Source organism: Kribbella sp. NPDC051936 (assembly GCF_040680955.1).
Lineage (GTDB): Bacteria > Actinomycetota > Actinomycetes > Propionibacteriales > Kribbellaceae > Kribbella.
The window spans coordinates 513,375-531,089 of the sequence record NZ_JBFAXS010000008.1; the positions used below are offsets into that span (position 1 = coordinate 513,375).

Genomic DNA, 17,715 nt, shown 5'->3' on the forward strand with positions numbered 1-17,715 from the left:
GTACGCGCTCAGCTCTGCGCACTCACCGTGACGTGACTGTTGCGGGTCAGCGGGGTGTCCCAGGGCGCCGGCTTGCCGTCGACGGTGACCTTCAGGGCCTGGCAGGCGTCCGCGAGGCATTTCGCGTCGTACCGCACACCCCAGAGGGTGAAGAACTGAGCCAGCGTCGGTTTCTCGGCGGCGGTCTTGGCCTCGACCCAGACCTGGCCGTCGGTGGTGTGGGTGTGGACGGCGGCCTGCTCGGCGCGGAGCTTGTCGACGCCGAGACCCGCCGGGACCTGGACCGGCTTGCCGTCGAGCGTGACCGCGATGGTCAGCGAGTACGGCGACGGCCCGGAGAAGTCGAGCGGGAGTCGTTCGAAGCCGGCCTTGTCGATGTACGAGACCGCGTCCCGGGGCGCGTCCCAGGGCGGCGCGCCGGTCCGGAGCTCCGCGGCCGCCGGCGCGGCCGGGCCGACCTGGCAGCCCGCGAGCACCCCGCCGACGAGCAGCACCGAAGCCGTCCCGGCCGCCGGGCGCCACCTGCCTGCTCTCATGAAGAGTCAGGTTGCCAGGTGCGCCCCGACGGCCCGCCGCCGGGGGTCAGTCCTCCGACGGCATCAGGATCCACAGCACGATGTAGATCAGGAACTGCGGGCCGGGCAGCAGGCAGCTGATCACGAAGATCAGCCGCATGGTGTTCGCGGAGATCCCGAACCGGCGAGCCAGTCCGGCGCAGACACCGCCGATCCAGCGATCACGCGACGGTCGAACCAGAGAGCTAGCCATGATTACCGATGTCCTTTCCGCTGTTGGGCTTACCTCCACTATGACGCCGCCCGCGACGGAACTGATCCCCCGCGGCGGGGGTTCCAGGGTCAGCTCAGGGCTCCCCCGTACGACGATCGGCAGGGGTGCGTGTCGCCGGCCCAATTCGGGGTTTCGGCGAAGTTCCTGCTACTGTTCTGCACGTTCCTGAGCCCCCGTAGCTCAGGGGATAGAGCACCGCCCTCCGGAGGCGGGTGCGCAGGTTCGAATCCTGCCGGGGGCGCGGACGATCTGGGCGATCTGTGTCGACGAAACCGTCGACGTGGATCGCCCTTCGTGCCTTCCAGAGGCCGCAACCCCGGACCCGCCCAGCAGGGTTCGATCAGGCTCCTTTGTTGTGGTTACTGTGGGCGATCGAGAGTGCTCCAGCTGGCGAGCGCGTGTCAGGAATGCGCGGCCGGACCAGCTCAAGCCCCTTCGAGCCCGGCGGGGGCAAGTTGTGGAAACACGTTGGACCAGAGGATCACGCGCTGATCGGATCCACCCGTAGCAAGGATTCGGCCGTCGTTCGACACAGACACGGCCCAGATCCAGTCTTCGTGCCATACGCGCCCTGCTCGCTTGGCCGACTCCTCACTGATGACCCTCGGCAGGCGGGGTCGTGCGACGTCCCACAGTCGGACTGTCTTGTCCCAACTTGCGCTCGCCACGACCTTGTCGTCAGCAGCAAACGTGACCGACTTGACGAGATACTCATGGCCCGGCAGTCGCCACAGCCTTGAAAAGTTGTCGCAATCCCAGAGACATACACGCTTGTCCAAGCCTGCACTTGCCAATAAATGTCCGCGATGGGAGAACGCCACGGCCTCGACGGAACTGTCGTGGGTTCCCAACGGTCGCACCTCGTTGGACTCGAGATTCCATATCACGATGGCGTCGTCGTGAGTTCCGATCGCGAGCAGTTTGCCGTCCGCCGAGAACGCGATAGAGCTGACTCTGGCTTCGAAACCTCGACTGTCGATGTACCCCCACGAGGCTGGGTCCCACAGCGCGACCTGCTTGTCGTACCCGCCGGTGGCGACGTACGTGCCGTCAGGTGACAGGGCGATCGAGTAAACCGCGTCCGAGTGGTGCTCGAGCGACTGGATCAGGCTCCCGTCCTGCCAGTTCCATACGCGCACGACCGTGTCTTCACCTGCCGTCAGGAGTTCATGGGGCTCCGCGCCGAACGTGATCGCGTACAGAAACGTGGAATCGTGTTCGAGGTGGATCGGCTCAGGCGACCGACCGTCGGCATCCAGACGCCACAGGAGCGCCACGTCCTTACTCCCGGCAGCCAGCGTCTGCGAGTCATGCGAGAACGCCAGGGAATACACCTCGTCGGACGCATGAAGAATCAGTTGCTGATATTCCGTGACCCGGGACAGATTGAGTTCGGAGGTCTTACGGCCCGCAAGCGACGGCACCTTCGCGATCCGTAGCGTTCCTTGAACGTTTATGTCGCCGGTGGGATGTTGGTTCGGATTCCGCTCACGAACCTTGTCGAACACAAAATTGTACAGCTCATCGATCGAGACCCAGCCGTCCCGATTCTCGTCTGCGGCGCCGGTTTCCAATCCCTCGATGAGAGCACGGGTAAAGTAAGAACTGGTCGGCCGGGCCGCTCGCACTTCGGCGTCCTCGAACGCATATTCGGTCTCGTTGGACGCGGTGAGAACGACCGTTCCAGTGCCCTGGAACCGTTCTTTCACATCGACCGTCGACAGAGCCGGAGAGCGTTGCAGCTTCCCTCGCGAGAACGCACCGCTGAAGCAGCAATCAAGGAGGAGGAGCTTGGATCTGGAGAGGCTGTCGTCGATCAGTGAGTGCAGCCACGTCGCGGCAAGGGCCGTGGACCGAAGCAGGTCCAGGCGGGTGTCTTTCGCCGAGAGGTAGAGATTCCCTCCTTCGTCCTTGACTCCATGGCAGGAGAAGTACACGAGGAGGACATCGTCGCGGCGCCGATCACGATAGAAGGCTTCGAGCGCTCGATTGAGTCGATCGATTGTCGGGTCTTGAAGCACCGTGACCTCGTAGCCGCCCACGTCCGGATCCCCCAGCAGTCCTGCTAGCGCAGCGGCATCCGTCGCAGGGGCCCGTAGCTGGGTCAAGCCAGGATCGTCGAATTGACCGACCGCGACGAGTAACGCAACCTTCGCCGACATCAATCCCCCTGGCCTATGCCACCGCTACCGCTTTCGGCCCCAATTCGACAGTAATACGACTGCGCTGTGGACGCGAGACCTGTTGACGCGGCCCCGCCGCCGGCGACTCACAGGATTCCGGCGGCGGTTCGGCAGTGGGTCCAGAGGCGGTTCGTGTCCGCTTCGGAACTTTGGGTGTGGCGGAAGTAGTGGGGTGGGCGCGGTTCGCGGTCGTGCCAGAAGTTGCCGGTGGGGGGTGTTGGTTGGGTGGCGGCCAGCCAGAGGGTGGTGTCGACGCCCTCTTCGGGGGTTCTGAGGAAGGGTTTGGTGAGGCGGCTGAAGCCGGGAAGGCTCTCGATGAGGCCGGGGGTCTCGGACCAGCCGGGGTGCATGGTGGCGACGAAGGTGGGGGCCATATCAGCGGCCAGGAGTGGGGTGAGGGCAACCTGGATGCGCTTGCTGCGTGCGTAGGCGGTGGCGCCGCGGTAGGGCTCGTCGCGGTACTCCGGGTCGGCCGGGAGCGGCTGGGTGTACATGCCTCCGGACGTGACCAGGACGACGCGGCCGTCGGTCAGGTTGGGGCGGAGGAGTTCGGTCAGGAGGAGCGGGCCGAGGACGTGGGTGGCCAGCGTGAGTTCATGGCCCTGGGGGGATTCGGTACGGCGGGGTGGCATGATGCCGGCGTTGTGGACCAGGGCGTGGATGGGGCCGGGCAGGCGGGCGGCGTAGTGGCGTACGGCGTCCAGGTCGGAGATGTCGCACTCGTCGACGACGAAGGTCGCGTTGGGGATGTCGCGCTGCAGTTCGGCCAGCGTGTCTGCGGCGCGCGACGCATCGCGGACAACCAGGTGGACCGTGGCGCCCAGACGGGCAAGGCCCGCGGCGGTTGCCTTGCCGAGGCCGGAGCGGGCTCCGGTGACCACGGCGGTCTTGCCGGTCAGGGAGCCGGGTGCCGGGTCGTCAGTGGGCCAGCTGCGGCTGCGGAGGCCGTAGCCGATACGCGTGTAGCCAGGGATGACCGTACGGTCCAGGAGTCTGTCCAGGAGGCCATTCATGCGGCCAGCCGGCCCAGTGCGTTGCGGAGGCCTTCTTCGGCTTCCTCCCCCAGACGGTCGAACGACTTGCGCAGGAAGGGTTCGGCGAGGGTGACGAGGCCCTTGAGCCGGAACTCGGCCCGGTAGGTGACGCGGGTCAGATGGGACTCGCTGCTGAACGTCATGGTGTCGCGGGCGACGATCGTCCGGTTCTCGCCGCGCAGGACGATCCGGTCGGGGCGGACGCACTCCTCGACCACGTAGGTGAGCTCGGTCTCGCGGCCGTTGAAGCGAGAGGTGTTGTGGTACGTCGTACCGACCCCGCCGTCACCTGAGACGAGCGTGGTCCGCACCGTGCCGGGATCCCATTCCTGGGTGGTGCGGAAGTCCGCGAGATAGCCGAAGACCCGTGCGGTGTCGGCCGCTACCGTGACTTCGCGTTCGATGACGATCATCGGTTCTCCTCCGTTCGTTCGGCCGCGTGGGCGATGTTGCGCTGCATGCCGCCGAAGACGACGTCGTGGAACGGTCGGATGGCCGCCCAGTACAGTTCCCCCGGTAGACCGCGGGGGTGGAACAACGCGCGCTGGCGGAACAGCGTGTGGCCGTTCCCATCAGTGCCGGCGCGCAACTCGAGCCAGGCCTCGCCGGGCAGCCGCATCTCGGCACGCAACCGGAGCAGCCGGCCGGGCTCCACGCTCTCCACCCGCCACCAGTCGAGTGGATCGCCCACCGACAGCCTGTCGGGGTGCAGCCGGCCGCGGCGCAGGCCAGGGCCGCCGACGACCCGGTCGAGCAGACCGCGGGTCCACCAGCCGAGCCGCCACGAGTACCAGCCACGGCGGCCGCCGATGCCCTCGATCACCTTCCAGAGGCGCTCGGGCGGCGCATCGACGGTGCAGTCGCGCTCGTCGACGTACAGCGAGCCGCCGGACCAGTCCGGGTCGCTCGGCAGCGGGTCGCTGGGGGCGCCCGGTGTCGAGGCGGAGGCCCAGGAGGTGGTCACGTCCAGGTCGTGCACCTTCTTCAGCGCGAGCTCGACGGCCCGGTCGAAGCCGATGCCGCCGCCGGGACGCGGAGCGACGTACCGGTCGATGTCGTGGTCCTTGCAGACCACCTCGTGCACCAGGCTGTCGACCAGCGGCCGGGCGATGCCGCTCGGCACCGGCGTGACCAGACCGACCCAATGGCTCGACAGGCCGGGCGACAGCAGCGGCAGCGTCACGATCCGCCGCGGACGCAGGCCGGCCACGGCTGCGTAGCGCTGCATCATCGCGCGGTACGTCAGCACGTCCGGTCCGCCGATGTCGAAGCCGCGGTTCACGTCCGGCGGCATCTCCGCGGACCCGACCAGGTAGCGCAGCACGTCGCGGACCGCGATCGGCTGGATCCGCGTGTCCAGCCAGCGCGGCGTCACCATCACCGGCAGCCGCTCCGTCAGGTAGCGCAGCATCTCGAAGGACGCCGAGCCGGAGCCGATGATCACCGCGGCGCGCAGCACGGTCGTCGGTACGCCGCTGGCCAGCAGGATCTCCCCCACCTCGCGGCGGGAGCCGAGGTGCCGGGACAGGTCCTCGTCGTCCGGGTGCAGCCCGCCGAGGTACACGATCCGGGCGACGCCGGACTCGCGGCAGGCCGTACCGAAAGCGAGTGCGGTACGCCGGTCGCGCACCTCGAACCGCTGGCCGGAGCCCATCGAGTGGATCAGGTAGTACGCGACGTCGACGCAGTCCAGCGCCCTGGTCAGCACGGCCGGGTCGGAGGCGTCGCCGGCCACGACCTCGATCCGGGACCGCCACGGGCGCGTGTCGAGCCGCTCCGGCTGCCGCGCCAGGACGCGTACGTCGTACCCGGCCGCCAGCAGCTCGGGGACCAGCCGTCCGCCGATGTAGCCGGTGGCTCCGGTCACCAGGATCCGTGTCATCGCTCGGCCAATCGCTCGGCAGCGGTCACCGGATCCGCGCCGACGTACTGCGCTCCGACCCTGGCTGCCAGCTCCTTGGAAGCACCCGCCCCGGCCAGGACGACCGATCGGTCCTGCGACAGCTCGACGAGTTGCGGACGGACCGCGTCGAAGCGCGAGTGGTCCGACGCGGACAGCATCACCAGGTCCGGCCCGAGCGCCGCGGCCGTCCGTTCGACATCGGCCATCGGCGAGTCGGCGCCGAGGAAGACCACCCGCCAGCCGGAGCGGCGCAGGATCAGACCGAACGACAGCAGCGCGATGTCGTGCAGCTCACCGGGCGGACAGGCGAGCAGTGCCCGCGGGCCGTGACCCGCGCCCCAGCCCGTCGACAACGCGGCCAGCCGTGACCTGATGACGTTGCTGGCGAAGTGTTCCTGCCCGACGGTCACGTCGCCGCGTTCCCACCGGTCGCCCAGCTCGCGCAAATAGGGCATCAGCACCTCGCGGATGACGGCCTCGACGGTCAGCGCACCGAACAACTGGTCCAGGACGGCCTGCGCGGCCCGCTCGTCCAGGTCGTCCAGCGCGGACCGCAGGTTCGCCGCGCCGCCGGACTCGGCCATCCGGGCGAGCAACGGATCCCGGACGGCCGGTGCTCCGTCGGGCTCGGCCAGCACCGCGCGGGCCGCCTCGGCGGCGGACAGCCCGTCGGCGATGTACGCCAGCATCCGCTGGACCCGGCGCACGTCGGCGTCGGAGTACAGCCGGAAGCCGCCCGGCGAACGGGTCGGCGACAGCAGACCGTAGCGGGTCTCCCAGGCACGCAGAACGTGCTCGCTGACACCGGCGCGCTTGCTCAACGCACCGATCCGCAGACCACCCGGCACCGAAGTCTCCATGAGCACACTATACAAACTCTAGACAGACCTTTGACTAGAACTCCCCGATAGGCCTAATCTCTAGACAAACCTTAGACAGCCTTGGAGGCCAGACCATGACCGAGTCCGTGGCTGTGATCGGCGCCGGCGTGTCTGGCTTGACGGCCGCCTACCTGCTCGGCCGGCGCTACGACGTCACGCTGCTCGAGGCCGAGTCCCGGCTCGGCGGGCACGCGCACACGCACGATGTGACCGACCCCGCCGGGCAGCGGCTCGCGATCGACACCGGCTTCATCGTCCACAACACCCGCACCTACCCGCTGCTGCGCAAGCTGTTCGGCGAGCTCGGCGTCCGGACCCGGCCGACCGAGATGAGTATGAGCATCTGCGATCCGGCCGGCGGGCTCGAGTTCGCCGGGGGCCGAGGCGTGACCGGAATCTTCGCCCAGCGGCGCCGGCTCGCCGACCCGCGCTTCCTCGGGCTGCTCCGCGAGGTGCGCCGCTTCCACCGCAGCGCCGCGCGGTACATCGCCCGGACCGGCGACGACGATCTCGCGACACTCGGCGAGTTCCTCGAGGCCGAGCGTTTCAGCCCGGCCTTCACCCGGCTGTACGCCGTACCTGTCGTGTCGTGTGTGTGGTCGTGCGGAGGTAACTCGGCCCTGTCCTACCCGGCCCGCTACCTGTTCCGGTTCCTCGACCACCACGGCATGCTCTCTGTCGGCGGCTCGCCGCAGTGGCTGACCGTCACGGGCGGTTCCCGGCAGTACGTCGACGCCGTCGCCGAGCGGATCGGCACGGTCCGGGTCGGCCGCCCGGTGCGTTCCGTGCAACGACACCCCGACGGCGTGACGATCACCGTCGCCGACGGCAACACGATGGACTTCGACCGGGTCGTCCTGGCCACCCACGCGGACCACGCCCTAGACCTGCTCGCGGACGCGTCACCCGAGGAGAAGGCGGCGCTCGGACCGTTCGAGTACAGCCGCAACGCGACGGTGCTGCACACCGACACGTCATTGCTGCCGGCAACGAAGAACGCCCGCGCCTCGTGGAACCACGTCATTCGCCCGGGCACGCCGCTGACGACGTACTGGATGAACAAGCTGCAAGGTCTGGAGACCGACGAGACCTACCTGGTCACGCTGAACGGTGCCGACGCGGTCGATCCGGCGCGGGTGATCGCCCGGATGGACTACCGGCACCCCCTCTACACCCCGAAGGCAGTCGCCGCCCAGCATCTGCTGGCGACTCTCAACACCGGCCGGACCGCGTTCGCAGGGGCGTATCACGGCTGGGGTTTCCACGAGGACGGCTGCCGCGCCGGCGTTGCGGCCGCCGGGTCCTTCGGGGTTCGCTGGTGACGGTCGTCGGGTTGCACCCCACAATCCCGGCGATCGTCATCGGCTCCGTCAAGCACGGGCGATCCATTCCGATCCGGCACGCGTTCCGGTACCGGGTCTACCAGTGGCTGATCGACCTGGACGACGTGCCGCGGCTCCCGTGGTACCTGCGCCCGCTGGCCCGCTTCGACGCGCGCGACCACCTCGGCGGCCGCGGTCCCACGATCAAGGCCGAGCTGCGCCGGTACCTTCACAGCCAGGGCATCGAGTACGACGGCCGCGTTCTGATGCTGGCCAACGCCCGCGTGCTCGGCCACGTGTTCGATCCGCTGACCGTGTACTGGTGCGTTGACAGTTCGTACGTCGTGGCGGAGGTCCACAACACGTACGGCGAACGGCACGTCTACGTGCTCACACCGGACGCGGACGGCACCGCCGAGACCGCGAAACAGTTCTACGTCTCGCCGTTCAACGATGTCTCGGGCGACTACGAACTGCGGTTCCTGCTCGACCGCGACCGGGTGCGCGTCCAGGTCAGCTTGTCCCGCGGCGATCGCACGGTCTTCGGCGCCAGCTTCGACGGCGTACCGCGGCCTGCCACCCGTCGGGCGATTCTCGCCGCCGCCGTACGGATGCCGCTGATGCCGCAGCGGGTGTCGGCACTCATCCGGCTGCACGGCATCCGGCTGTGGGCTCGCCGCCTACCCGTCAGGCAGCGCCCGAAACACGCACTCCAGGAGGGACTTCGATGAGCACGCTGACCGTCGCGCAACCCCTGTGCCTGCGCCACCCGGCGTTCCGGCCGCTCTGCGTCCGGGCCTGGGTCGCCCGGCTGATCGTCGACCGGATGCTCGACCGCATCGCGGTCCGCGCGGTCTACCCGGACGGTACGGTCCGCGGCGGCGGCGGGCCGGACGCTCCGGTGCTGCGGATCGTGCGGCCGGAGTCGATGTTCGAGCGGCTCGCGCACAACCCGAAGATCGGGCTCGGCGAGGCGTACATGGCCGGCGACTGGGCCGCCGCCGACGGCACCGACCTCGGCGACCTGCTGACGCCGTTCGCGGAACGCGTCGCCCACCTCGTGCCGGCCGCACTGCTCCGCTTCCGGCGGCTGGTAGACCGGCGCGTACCCCGCTGGCAGCGCAACACACTGACCGGTGCCCGCAGCAACATCAGCGCGCACTACGACCTGAGCAACGCGCTGTTCGGGGCGTTCCTGGACCCGGGCATGACGTACAGCTCCGCGCTCTTCGACCACGACGGACCACTGTCCAACCAGGATCTCGAAGCGGCGCAGACCCGGAAGGTCGAGCGGATCCTCGACCTCGCCGGCGTCGGCCCCGGCAGCCGGGTGCTGGAAATCGGGACGGGCTGGGGCACGCTGGCGATCGCCGCCGCCCGCCGCGGCGCGTACGTCACCGGCATCACGCTGTCGACCGAGCAGCTGCAGCTGGCCGAGAAGCGCGTCGCCGACGCCGGGCTGGCCGACCGCGTCGATCTCCGGCTCCAGGACTACCGCGCCGTGACGGGTTCGTACGACGCGGTGGTCAGCGTGGAGATGATCGAAGCGGTCGGCGAGGAGTACTGGCCGGACTACTTCCGCACGCTCGACCAGCTGCTCGCACCGGGCGGCAAGGTCGCGCTGCAGGCGATTCTGATGGAGCACGACCGGATGCTCGCCACCCGCCACTCGTACGGCTGGATCCAGAAGTACATCTTCCCCGGCGGCCTGATCCCGTCCCGGACCGCGATCGACGAGACCGTCGAGCGGCACACCACGCTGGCCGTCGACGACGACTACCGGTTCGGTCAGGACTACGCGGAGACGCTCCGCCGGTGGCGCCGGCGGTTCGTCGCCAACTGGCAGAGCGTCCGGACAGAGGGCTTCGACGAATCCTTCCGGCGAGCCTGGGAGTACTACCTGGCCTACTGCGAGGCCGGATTCGCCTCCGGCTACCTCGACGTCGGTCAGCTGCGCCTGACCCGTGATCAGCTGTCCGGCAACGAGAACGTCGAGAGCACGATGCGGTCCTTGCCCGGCGCCTCGGCCAGGTAGGGCTCGACGAGTTCGGTGAAGCCGGCACGGAAGGTCTCCATGTCGTCCGGGCTGAGGTAGAGGGCGAGCTGTGAGTAACCCAGTTGGTGCAGCCGCGGACTCAGATCACCGTTGTCGACGACACGGTCGAAGTCCGCGGCCAGGCGGGTCAGCATCATCAGGAACGCCTGCCGGTGCTGCTCCGGTGTCATGGCGCGTGCCTCGCGCTCGTCGATCCGGCCGACCTTGGTCTGGTCCAGGCTGAGCGTGCGCTCCGTCGTACCGCGGATCTTCCGCTCGCGGACCACGGTCAGGTAGCCGGCGTCGATCAGCGCGGCCACGTGCCGGTAGAGCGTCGTGGTGGGGATGTCGGGCAGGTCGCGCTTCAGGTCCGTGGTGGTGACCTCACCGCCGAGCGCGCGCTGCACGATCCGCCAGCGGATCGGGTGCAGCAACACGTCCAGCACCGGGGTCGGCGACTCGTCCATCGACGCTCCATCAGGGTTCTTTCAGGGTATCCATTGATACCAACGCTGGTAATAATAGCGGCATCGGAAGCAATCTCAATTCGCCCGAGGAGACGTTGACGTGTCGCTCACCCGTCGTACCGTGCTCAAGTCCGCGGCCGCTGCCGTGCCCGTTGCCGCAGTGTCCACCAGGCCCGCCGCGGCGGCCGGTCTCCGCGAACCGGCCGCGATCGGGCGGCTGGCCGAGACGATCGAGGCCGGGCTGGTGAAGTACGCGATTCCCGGCGCCGGGCTCGGCGTCTGGTACCGCGGCCGGGAGTACGTCCGCGGCTTCGGTGTCACGAGTGTGGACACCGGCGACGCGGTGTCCGGCGACACCGTGTTCCGGATCGGCTCGACGAGCAAGACGTTCACCGCGACCGCGATCATGCGGCTCGTCGAGCGCGGCCGGATCGCTCTCGACCGGCCGGTTCGCGCGTACCTGCCGGACTTCGCGACCCAGGACCCGTCCGTCGCGGCACGCGTCACCGTCCGGCAGTTGCTGAACCACTCGGCCGGCTGGCAGGGCGACTACTTCGAGGACACCGGTCAGGGCGACGACGCGCTCGCGACGTACGTCGGCGGGATGCCGAAGGTCCCGCAGCTCACGCCGCTCGGGAAGGTGTTCTCGTACAACAACGCCGCGATCGGTGTGGCCGGGCGGATCATCGAGGTGGTGACCGGGAAGCCGTACGAGGTCGCCACCCGCGAACTCGTCGTCGACGCGCTCGGGCTCGGGCACAGCCGGTTCTTCCGCAGCGAGCTCGACGGCTTCAGCGTCGCCGCGTCGCACAACGTCGTCGACGGCAAGCCGGTCGTCGAGCCGTCGTTCGACGCGATGCCGCGGGCGCTGCACTCGATCGGCGGACTGATCTCGAGCGCCCGGGACCAGCTGCGGTACGCGCGGTACCACCTGGGGCACCGGGATCTTCCCCAGTTGCTGAGCGACCGCGGCAGGCTCGCGATGCAGTCGCACCCGGGTCCTGGCGGCACGCTGTTCGTCGAGCTGAACGGCGTCGGGGTCGGCTGGATGCTGCGCCCGACCCTTCAAGGCCCGACGGTTGTGCAGCACGGCGGAGACTGGAACGGGCAGCACTCCGGCTTCCTGTTCGTTCCGGAGCGGGACTTCGCGATCACGCTGCTGACCAACTCGGAGAGCGGGCCGTTGCTGGTGGCGGACCTGTTCGCGGACGACTGGGCGCTGCAGGAGTTCGCCGGCGTCAGCAACCTCCCCGCCGTACCGCGGGAGCTGCCGGCGCGTCGGCTGGCGGAGTACGCGGGCACGTACGTCTCACAGCAGATCGGGCTCGACGGCAAGCCGGAGGAGCTCGGGCTGGACGTCACTCCCGACAGCGGCGAGTTGGTCGCGGGTGTGGGTGGCGAGACCCTGTTCCGGTTCGCGTTCTACCGCAAGGACTACATCCTCGCGCTGAACCCGGACGGCACGCCGACCCACGTCCGCGCCAACTTCGTCCGCGGCAGCAACGGACAGGTCGAGTGGTTGCGGTACGGCGGCCGCCTGTTCCGCTTCCACCCGGCCGGAACCCGTCACGCGACCGCCTTCGGCCGCCAGGTGCTCTAGTCCGTACTGACCATCCACAGGTGGCCGTCGGGGTCGGTGAACGTGGTCAGGTAGGCCCACGGCTTGCGAGTCGGCGCCGTCACCTGCTTTGCCCCGGCGGCGATCGCCTTGGCCGCAGTCGCGTCGACGGCCTCCTCGCTGTCCACGCGCAGGCCGAGGATGCACTCACTCTGCCCCGGCGGCGCGGCGGGCTGTTCACCGAGCACCCAGCCGAAGCCGCCGGTCGGGATCAGCATCATGGTGACGTCCGCGGCCAGCTGGAACTGCAGCGGTTCGGGGATGCCGTCCTCGTCGGGCTCACCGACAGGCGTCAGGCCCAGCGCCTCCTGGTAGAACGCGTACGAACGCGGCCGGTCCTCGATCGGCAGGCTGATGATCATCGGGTCACTCCAGCGGTGAAACGGTCGGCGTCGCGACCGGACAGGTGGTTCGGTGGGAGGCTACGGCCACTCAGGACCAGCAGGAGGTCCTGGGCCGATCCTGTGAGAGGCATGCCGCGGCCGTAGGTCCACGCTAGGTCGGTGGCCTGCAGTTGTACGCCGTCCAGGTCGACGCCGAAGTATTTGACCTGACGAGGCTTCAGCGCGTCGAAGATGATCCGCATCCGCTCTGCCGGCACCTGGCGATCGATGCCCAGCGCAACAGTCACGTCAAGACCGTGCGTCACGTCGTGCGCCAGCGCCCCCGCATACCCACCGCCCGGCGGCTTCCACGGATGGTCGACGTTCCGTCGCAGACACTCGACCAGTTCCCCCGACGTCAACTCCACCGCATCCCGCCGCGCCTGCCGGTCGGCGTACCGATCGAAGTTCCCACCGGCCCGCAGCAAACCGCCGACGAACCGCGGCCCCGAGACCCGGAACGGCATCGTGACATGCGCAACCAACTCCCGCACCCGCCACCCCGCACACAGCGTAGGCCGATCCCACTCCTCCTCCCCCAACCCAGCCAGCACCTCAACCAACTCACGCCGCTCAGCCGCCACAGCAGCCCTGATATCCGTCGTCATACCCCACCGACGAACGACTCAGCCCCGGACAGACACCTCGCGCAATCTCTTCTCCAGATACCTGCGTTCGGCGTCCGTGGTAGCCAGCGTCAGAGCTTCTCGGTACGCCGCGGTCGCCTCGGGCCAGCGGTGGAGGCGGCGGAGGAAGTCGGCTCGGGTGGCTGGGAGGAGGTGGTAGGTGGTCAGGGGGTCGGCGGTCAGGGCTTCTACTAGGCGTAGGCCTACGGCGGGGCCGTCGGCCATGCCGATGGCTACGGCTCGGTTGAGGGCTACTACGGGGGTTTGCGGGAGTTGGGCGTAGAGGGCGGCGATCTGGGGCCAGTCGGTTTCGGGGGCGGTGCGGGCGGTGGCGTGGCAGGCGGCGATTGCTGCCTGGATCTGGTACGGGCCGGGCTCGTTGCGGAGGAGGGCGGCGTCCAGGAGGGCTACGCCATCGGTGATCTGGGCGTGGTCCCAGCGGGTGCGGTCCTGGTCGTCCAGGGTGATCAGAGCGCCGTCCGGGGACAGCCGGGTGTCGCGGCGGGCGTCGTGCATCAGCATGAGAGCTAGGAGGCCGGCGGCCTCAGGCTCGTCCGGCATCAGGTGGACGAGCAGCCTGGCCAGTCTGATCGCTTCGCCGGTCAGATTGCTCCGGACGACGTCGGAATACCCCTCGTTGAACAGCAGGTACAGCACTGCCAGCACGGCGGGTGTCCGCTGGGGCAGGAGATGCGCCGGCGGGACCCGGTACGGGATGCCCGCGTGCTGAATCTTCTGCTTCGCGCGGGTCAGGCGTTTCGACATGGTGGTCTCCGGGACCAGGAACGCCCGCGCGATCTCCGCCGTACTCAGACCGGCCAGTGTCCGCAGCGTCAACGCCACGCGTGCCTCCATCGCCAGCGCGGGGTGGCAGCACGTGAACATCAACCGCAGCCGGTCGTCCGGTACGTCGTACGGGGGCTCCTGGTCGGACTCGATCGCGGCCGCCTCCCGCAGCTTGGCCGCACCGACCGCCTCGCGCCGCAGCCAGTCGATCGCCCGGTTGCGGGCGGTCGTGGTCAGCCAGGCGCCGGGCCGATCCGGAACGCCGTCCGCCGGCCACCGCTGCAGCGCCGCGGCGAACGCCTCCTGCGCGCACTCCTCGGCCAGCTCCCAGTCGCCGGTCAACCGGATCAGCGTGGCGACCACCTGGCCCCACTCCTGCCGGTAGATCTCCTCGAAGGTCACACCGGCGGTTCCAGCAGGGGCCGGATCTCGATCGTGCCGTAACCGGCCGCGGGGTGCTTGGCCGCGATCTCGATCGCCTCGTCCAGGTCGGCGCAGTCGATCAGCACGAACCCGCCGATCTGCTCTTTCGTCTCCGCGAACGGCCCGTCGGTCAGCAGCAGCTCGCCCTCGCGCACCCGCAGCGTGGTTGCCTCGTCCGGCGGCCGCAGCCCGGCCGCGCCGGTCACGACCCCGCGAGACTCCATCTCCTCCGACCAGCCGCCGCAGCCGTCGTCGGCATGCGCGGCGGCGGACTCGTCTCCACAGATCATCAGCAGGTACTTCACCGCTTCATCCTCGCAGGTCTAGCGTCGGCAGCAAGGGAACTCTTTGGGGGAGGTACCAGAGATGACAGGGCGGATCGTGCACTTCGAGGTGCCGTACGACGACGGTGAGCGAGCGCGGGCGTTCTACCGCGAGGCCTTCGGGTGGAACCTGATGGAAATGCCCGAGCTGAGCTACACGATGGCCTCGACCGGACCGGTCGACGAGCAGGGGATGCCGGCCGAACCCGGCTTCATCAACGGCGGGATGTTCCAGCGCACCGAGGATCTCACCCGGCCGATGCTGACGATCGACGTCCCGGACATCGACGCGGCGTGGAAGACGATCGAGAGCCTCGGCGGCGAGCGGGTCGGCGAGAAGCTGCCGGTCGGCGACATGGGCTTCGCGGCCTATTTCAAGGACCCGGAGGGCAACACTCTCGGTCTGTGGCAATCAGCCTGACGCGTGGCCGTCACCGGAGCCACCTAGACTGCGAAGAGTGTTGGCTCCGGTGGCGTCCTCGGGAGGACTGAATGCCTGACCGTACTCAGACCATTGCGTATCCGGCGCCCGGATCGCGACCGTCGCGGCGGGATCCGGAGCCGCTGGCGCCGCACGTGATCGTGCTGTTCGGCGCCACCGGCGACCTCGCCAAGCGCAAGCTGCTGCCCGGTCTGGCGTATCTGCAGCAGTCCCGGTTCGCGCCGGACGTGCGGATCATCGGGACCGCCACCGAGGACCTGACCTGCGACGAGTTCCGCGAGCGGGCGCGGCAGGCGGTCGAGATGTTCGGCACGCACGCGATGAGCGACGCGGAGTGGGCGCAGTTCGCCGAACGGCTGGAGTACGTGCCGGTCACCGCCGGCCCGGAGGCGCTGGCGGCCGCGGTCAAGGCCGCCGAGGAGTTGCTCGGCCCGGACACCCGGCGGCTGCACTACCTGTCGGTGCCGCCGAAGGCCGCCCAGGCGGTGATCGCGATGCTGCGCGACGCCGGCCTGGTCGAGCGCGCCCGGGTGGTGATGGAGAAGCCGTTCGGCGACGACCTGGCCACCGCGATCGAGCTCAACGACTTCGTCCACGAGACGTTCGACGAGTCGCAGATCTTCCGGATCGACCACTTCCTCGGCAAGGAAGCCGCGCTGAACATCCTCGCGTTCCGGTTCGCGAACGGCCTGTTCGAGCCGATCTGGAACCGCAACTTCATCGACCACGTGCAGATCGACATCCCGGAGTCGCTCGGCCTGGACCAGCGGGCCACCTTCTACGAGCCGACCGGCGCGTTCAAGGACATGGTCGTCACGCACCTGATGCAGGTGATGTCGTTCGTCGCGATGGAGCCGCCGACCGCCCTGGAGCCGCGGGCGATCTCGGAGGAGAAGAACAAGGTCTTCCGGTCGATGCTGCCGCTCGATCCGGCCTGCGTGGTCCGCGGTCAGTACGGCGGTTACCGCAACGAGGAAGGCGTCGCGCCGGACTCCGACACCGAGACGTTCATCGCTCTCAAGGTCGAGATCGACAACTGGCGCTGGGCCGGCGTGCCGTTCTACCTGCGCACCGGCAAGAAGCTGGCCGAAGGCCAGCGGATCATCTCGATCGCCTTCAAGGAGGCGCCGAAGACGATGTTCCCGGCCGGCTCCGGCGTCGGCTCGGAAGGTCCGGATCACTTGACCTTCGACCTGGCCGACTCCTCGCGGGTGTCGCTGTCGTTCTACGGCAAGCGGCCGGGCCCGGGGATGCGGCTGGAGAAGCTGTCGATGCAGTTCTCCACACAGGAGACCGAGAGCGCGGGCGACGTCCTCGAGGCGTACGAGCGGTTGATCCTGGACGCAATGCGCGGGGACCACACGCTGTTCACGACCGCCGAGGGCATCGAGTCGCTGTGGGACCGTTCCGCGCCGCTGCTCGAGGACCCGCCGCCCGCCAAGCCGTACCAGCCCGGCACCTGGGGGCCGAACGCGATCCACCAGCTGATCGCGCCGCGCGCCTGGCGGCTCCCGTTCGAACGCGAGTGGCGCCAGGCCAAGCCGTAAGCCTTCGGATCGGCATCGGCAGCGACAGGCCGTTGACCCTGCGCCACGTTGCGCGCACCCTGAGGTTCGAGGGACGGTTTTCCTCGGGCCATGGGGGGTTGCCATGCCGCGTCGACTCATTGCACTCAGCCTGCTGCTGATCGTTGCGCTCTTACCCGCGGGCTGCGGATCCGACAGCACAGCGGGCGATTCGGGTACGTCGGACTCCGGCCAGAGCGGCGATCCGGGCGGGAACAACGGTGGTGACAACGGCGGTGACAATGGCGGTGACAACGGCGGCGGGTCGCTGTCCTGGGTGCCGTGGGGGCCCAAAGATCCGCAGTCACCGACGCCGACCTGGTCGGCGTACAACTATCTTGCCGACGGCAAGTGCTCCGACTTGCAGAGCGAGGTCGCGGACCTGACCGCCGACCAGGGCGGTGACTTCGGCAAGGCGATGGTCGCCCTCTGCCAGGCCGCGGTCAAGGGTCAGTCGAAGCAGTGGGCCGTCGTCGCGGCCAACCAGAACGCCGAGACCGGGGCCCTCAACCACGATTGCCTGACGCCCCTGGTCAAGGACCTGATGGAGCGCGGCCTCGCCTGGCGCCGCGCCCATCCCGGCGCGGTGCCGAGGGTGCGCTTCCACCGGGTGACCACCGGTTCCCAGGAGACCGAGTGCGGTCACGCCGCGAACCAGGAGAACGGCGAACAGACCGAGCAGCCCACCGAACAGCCCACCGAACAGCCCACCGAACAGCCGACAGACCAGCCCACGGAGCAGCCGACCAACGAGACTCCGCCGGCCGGAGGCCCGTCCGAGACGTCGTCACCCGACGCAGCCCCCACCCCAGACGAATGACCACGCCCACCGGCAGACCGCCCCTGGAGCCACCCGCCAACGAACCGCAACCGAACGGACGGCCGTCCCGCGAAACGCCGACCGCCGAGCCGCCTGACAGCGAAGCGCCGAGTGG

General features: G+C 68.9%; 19 protein-coding genes and 1 tRNA gene. 8 read left to right on the plus strand and 12 right to left on the minus strand.

The genetic code is table 11. The features are described from left to right. Positions 1-8 precede the first annotated feature (8 nt). Together AB0L64_RS29825 and AB0L64_RS29830 are read right to left on the minus strand one after the other, a co-directional pair. Entirely contained in the window at positions 9-536 is a 528-nt protein-coding gene (locus tag AB0L64_RS29825) for a hypothetical protein (RefSeq protein ID WP_363715367.1), read from the minus strand. Between the two features lie 46 nt (positions 537-582). Then, positions 583-768 carry a PspC domain-containing protein gene (locus AB0L64_RS29830; RefSeq protein ID WP_355485637.1) on the minus strand — a complete coding sequence of 62 codons (186 nt, stop codon included), beginning with the start codon at positions 766-768 and terminating at the stop codon, positions 583-585. A gap of 190 nt (positions 769-958) precedes the next feature. Here AB0L64_RS29830 and AB0L64_RS29835 point away from each other — a divergent pair. Further along, a tRNA-Arg gene (locus AB0L64_RS29835) sits at positions 959-1,030 on the plus strand. A gap of 184 nt (positions 1,031-1,214) precedes the next feature. On the opposite strand, the gene AB0L64_RS29840 is transcribed toward AB0L64_RS29835, so the two are convergent. From AB0L64_RS29840 to AB0L64_RS29860, 5 genes are all read right to left on the minus strand, one after another. Then, positions 1,215-2,951 carry a caspase family protein gene (locus AB0L64_RS29840; protein ID WP_363715369.1) on the minus strand — a complete coding sequence of 579 codons (1,737 nt, stop codon included), beginning with the start codon at positions 2,949-2,951 and terminating at the stop codon, positions 1,215-1,217. Positions 2,952-3,058: 107 nt separating this feature from the next. Then, positions 3,059-3,985, minus strand: a complete 927-nt coding sequence (locus tag AB0L64_RS29845) for an SDR family NAD(P)-dependent oxidoreductase (protein ID WP_363715371.1) — start codon at positions 3,983-3,985, stop codon at positions 3,059-3,061. After that, the gene (locus AB0L64_RS29850) at positions 3,982-4,419 is read right to left on the minus strand and encodes an SRPBCC family protein (protein ID WP_363715373.1); all 438 of its coding nucleotides are present in this window, start codon (positions 4,417-4,419) and stop codon (positions 3,982-3,984) included. The genes AB0L64_RS29845 and AB0L64_RS29850 overlap by 4 nt, the downstream gene beginning before the upstream one ends. Next, entirely contained in the window at positions 4,416-5,888 is a 1,473-nt protein-coding gene (locus tag AB0L64_RS29855) for an SDR family oxidoreductase (RefSeq protein ID WP_363715375.1), read from the minus strand. The genes AB0L64_RS29850 and AB0L64_RS29855 overlap by 4 nt, the downstream gene beginning before the upstream one ends. Next, on the minus strand, positions 5,885-6,769 hold the full coding sequence (locus tag AB0L64_RS29860) for a cobalamin B12-binding domain-containing protein (RefSeq protein ID WP_363715377.1): 885 nt from the start codon (positions 6,767-6,769) through the stop codon (positions 5,885-5,887). The genes AB0L64_RS29855 and AB0L64_RS29860 overlap by 4 nt, the downstream gene beginning before the upstream one ends. 95 nt (positions 6,770-6,864) lie before the next feature. On the opposite strand from AB0L64_RS29860, the gene AB0L64_RS29865 reads away from it, so the two are divergent. From AB0L64_RS29865 to AB0L64_RS29875, 3 genes are read left to right on the plus strand one after another with little or no spacing between them, the layout of a single operon-like run. Beyond that, positions 6,865-8,112, plus strand: coding sequence for an FAD-dependent oxidoreductase (locus AB0L64_RS29865; protein WP_363715379.1), 1,248 nt, complete (start codon positions 6,865-6,867; stop codon positions 8,110-8,112). After that, entirely contained in the window at positions 8,109-8,843 is a 735-nt protein-coding gene (locus AB0L64_RS29870; RefSeq protein WP_363715381.1) for a DUF1365 domain-containing protein, read from the plus strand. The genes AB0L64_RS29865 and AB0L64_RS29870 overlap by 4 nt, the downstream gene beginning before the upstream one ends. Further along, positions 8,840-10,147: a cyclopropane-fatty-acyl-phospholipid synthase family protein gene (locus AB0L64_RS29875; protein WP_363715383.1), complete on the plus strand. Its 1,308-nt coding sequence runs from the start codon at positions 8,840-8,842 to the stop codon at positions 10,145-10,147. Before AB0L64_RS29870 ends, AB0L64_RS29875 begins: the two co-directional genes overlap by 4 nt. Here AB0L64_RS29875 and AB0L64_RS29880 read toward each other — a convergent pair. Next, positions 10,081-10,614: a hypothetical protein gene (locus tag AB0L64_RS29880; RefSeq protein WP_363715385.1), complete on the minus strand. Its 534-nt coding sequence runs from the start codon at positions 10,612-10,614 to the stop codon at positions 10,081-10,083. The two genes, AB0L64_RS29875 and AB0L64_RS29880, sit on opposite strands and share 67 nt — an antisense overlap. A 100-nt stretch (positions 10,615-10,714) precedes the next feature. On the opposite strand from AB0L64_RS29880, the gene AB0L64_RS29885 reads away from it, so the two are divergent. Then, positions 10,715-12,214, plus strand: coding sequence for a serine hydrolase domain-containing protein (locus AB0L64_RS29885; protein WP_363715387.1), 1,500 nt, complete (start codon positions 10,715-10,717; stop codon positions 12,212-12,214). On the opposite strand, the gene AB0L64_RS29890 is transcribed toward AB0L64_RS29885, so the two are convergent. The 4 genes from AB0L64_RS29890 to AB0L64_RS29905 are packed head-to-tail and all read right to left on the minus strand — an operon-like array spanning position 12,211 to position 14,755. Further along, on the minus strand, positions 12,211-12,594 hold the full coding sequence (locus AB0L64_RS29890; RefSeq protein WP_363715389.1) for a VOC family protein: 384 nt from the start codon (positions 12,592-12,594) through the stop codon (positions 12,211-12,213). The genes AB0L64_RS29885 and AB0L64_RS29890 overlap by 4 nt on opposite strands. After that, complete coding sequence (locus AB0L64_RS29895; RefSeq protein ID WP_363715391.1) at positions 12,591-13,223, minus strand: maleylpyruvate isomerase family mycothiol-dependent enzyme; 633 nt, start codon at positions 13,221-13,223, stop codon at positions 12,591-12,593. The genes AB0L64_RS29890 and AB0L64_RS29895 overlap by 4 nt, the downstream gene beginning before the upstream one ends. Before the next feature lie 18 nt (positions 13,224-13,241). Next, positions 13,242-14,429: an RNA polymerase sigma factor gene (locus AB0L64_RS29900; RefSeq protein WP_363715393.1), complete on the minus strand. Its 1,188-nt coding sequence runs from the start codon at positions 14,427-14,429 to the stop codon at positions 13,242-13,244. Beyond that, positions 14,426-14,755 carry a YciI family protein gene (locus AB0L64_RS29905; RefSeq protein ID WP_359929912.1) on the minus strand — a complete coding sequence of 110 codons (330 nt, stop codon included), beginning with the start codon at positions 14,753-14,755 and terminating at the stop codon, positions 14,426-14,428. The genes AB0L64_RS29900 and AB0L64_RS29905 overlap by 4 nt, the downstream gene beginning before the upstream one ends. Positions 14,756-14,816: 61 nt before the next feature. On the opposite strand from AB0L64_RS29905, the gene AB0L64_RS29910 reads away from it, so the two are divergent. The 3 genes from AB0L64_RS29910 to AB0L64_RS29920 all read left to right on the plus strand — a co-directional run bounded on the left by AB0L64_RS29910 (position 14,817) and on the right by AB0L64_RS29920 (position 17,600). Then, positions 14,817-15,194: a VOC family protein gene (locus tag AB0L64_RS29910; RefSeq protein WP_363715396.1), complete on the plus strand. Its 378-nt coding sequence runs from the start codon at positions 14,817-14,819 to the stop codon at positions 15,192-15,194. 71 nt (positions 15,195-15,265) lie between these two features. Beyond that, positions 15,266-16,762 carry a glucose-6-phosphate dehydrogenase gene (zwf, locus tag AB0L64_RS29915; protein ID WP_359929909.1) on the plus strand — a complete coding sequence of 499 codons (1,497 nt, stop codon included), beginning with the start codon at positions 15,266-15,268 and terminating at the stop codon, positions 16,760-16,762. A gap of 103 nt (positions 16,763-16,865) precedes the next feature. Further along, positions 16,866-17,600, plus strand: a complete 735-nt coding sequence (locus AB0L64_RS29920; protein WP_363715398.1) for a PT domain-containing protein — start codon at positions 16,866-16,868, stop codon at positions 17,598-17,600. The last annotated feature ends 115 nt before the right edge of the window (positions 17,601-17,715 follow it).

What these genes read in the sequence shown, in the direction of transcription:
- AB0L64_RS29825 (WP_363715367.1), bottom strand. Translation starts at nt 536, where the DNA reads ATGAGAGCAGGCAGGTGGCGCCCGGCGGCCGGGACGGCTTCGGTGCTG.
- AB0L64_RS29830 (WP_355485637.1), bottom strand. Translation starts at nt 768, where the DNA reads ATGGCTAGCTCTCTGGTTCGACCGTCGCGTGATCGCTGGATCGGCGGT.
- AB0L64_RS29840 (WP_363715369.1), bottom strand. Translation starts at nt 2,951, where the DNA reads ATGTCGGCGAAGGTTGCGTTACTCGTCGCGGTCGGTCAATTCGACGAT.
- AB0L64_RS29845 (WP_363715371.1), bottom strand. Translation starts at nt 3,985, where the DNA reads ATGAATGGCCTCCTGGACAGACTCCTGGACCGTACGGTCATCCCTGGC.
- AB0L64_RS29850 (WP_363715373.1), bottom strand. Translation starts at nt 4,419, where the DNA reads ATGATCGTCATCGAACGCGAAGTCACGGTAGCGGCCGACACCGCACGG.
- AB0L64_RS29855 (WP_363715375.1), bottom strand. Translation starts at nt 5,888, where the DNA reads ATGACACGGATCCTGGTGACCGGAGCCACCGGCTACATCGGCGGACGG.
- AB0L64_RS29860 (WP_363715377.1), bottom strand. Translation starts at nt 6,769, where the DNA reads ATGGAGACTTCGGTGCCGGGTGGTCTGCGGATCGGTGCGTTGAGCAAG.
- AB0L64_RS29865 (WP_363715379.1), top strand. Translation starts at nt 6,865, where the DNA reads ATGACCGAGTCCGTGGCTGTGATCGGCGCCGGCGTGTCTGGCTTGACG.
- AB0L64_RS29875 (WP_363715383.1), top strand. Translation starts at nt 8,840, where the DNA reads ATGAGCACGCTGACCGTCGCGCAACCCCTGTGCCTGCGCCACCCGGCG.
- AB0L64_RS29880 (WP_363715385.1), bottom strand. Translation starts at nt 10,614, where the DNA reads ATGGACGAGTCGCCGACCCCGGTGCTGGACGTGTTGCTGCACCCGATC.
- AB0L64_RS29890 (WP_363715389.1), bottom strand. Translation starts at nt 12,594, where the DNA reads ATGATCATCAGCCTGCCGATCGAGGACCGGCCGCGTTCGTACGCGTTC.
- AB0L64_RS29895 (WP_363715391.1), bottom strand. Translation starts at nt 13,223, where the DNA reads ATGACGACGGATATCAGGGCTGCTGTGGCGGCTGAGCGGCGTGAGTTG.
- AB0L64_RS29910 (WP_363715396.1), top strand. Translation starts at nt 14,817, where the DNA reads ATGACAGGGCGGATCGTGCACTTCGAGGTGCCGTACGACGACGGTGAG.
- zwf (WP_359929909.1), top strand. Translation starts at nt 15,266, where the DNA reads ATGCCTGACCGTACTCAGACCATTGCGTATCCGGCGCCCGGATCGCGA.
- AB0L64_RS29920 (WP_363715398.1), top strand. Translation starts at nt 16,866, where the DNA reads ATGCCGCGTCGACTCATTGCACTCAGCCTGCTGCTGATCGTTGCGCTC.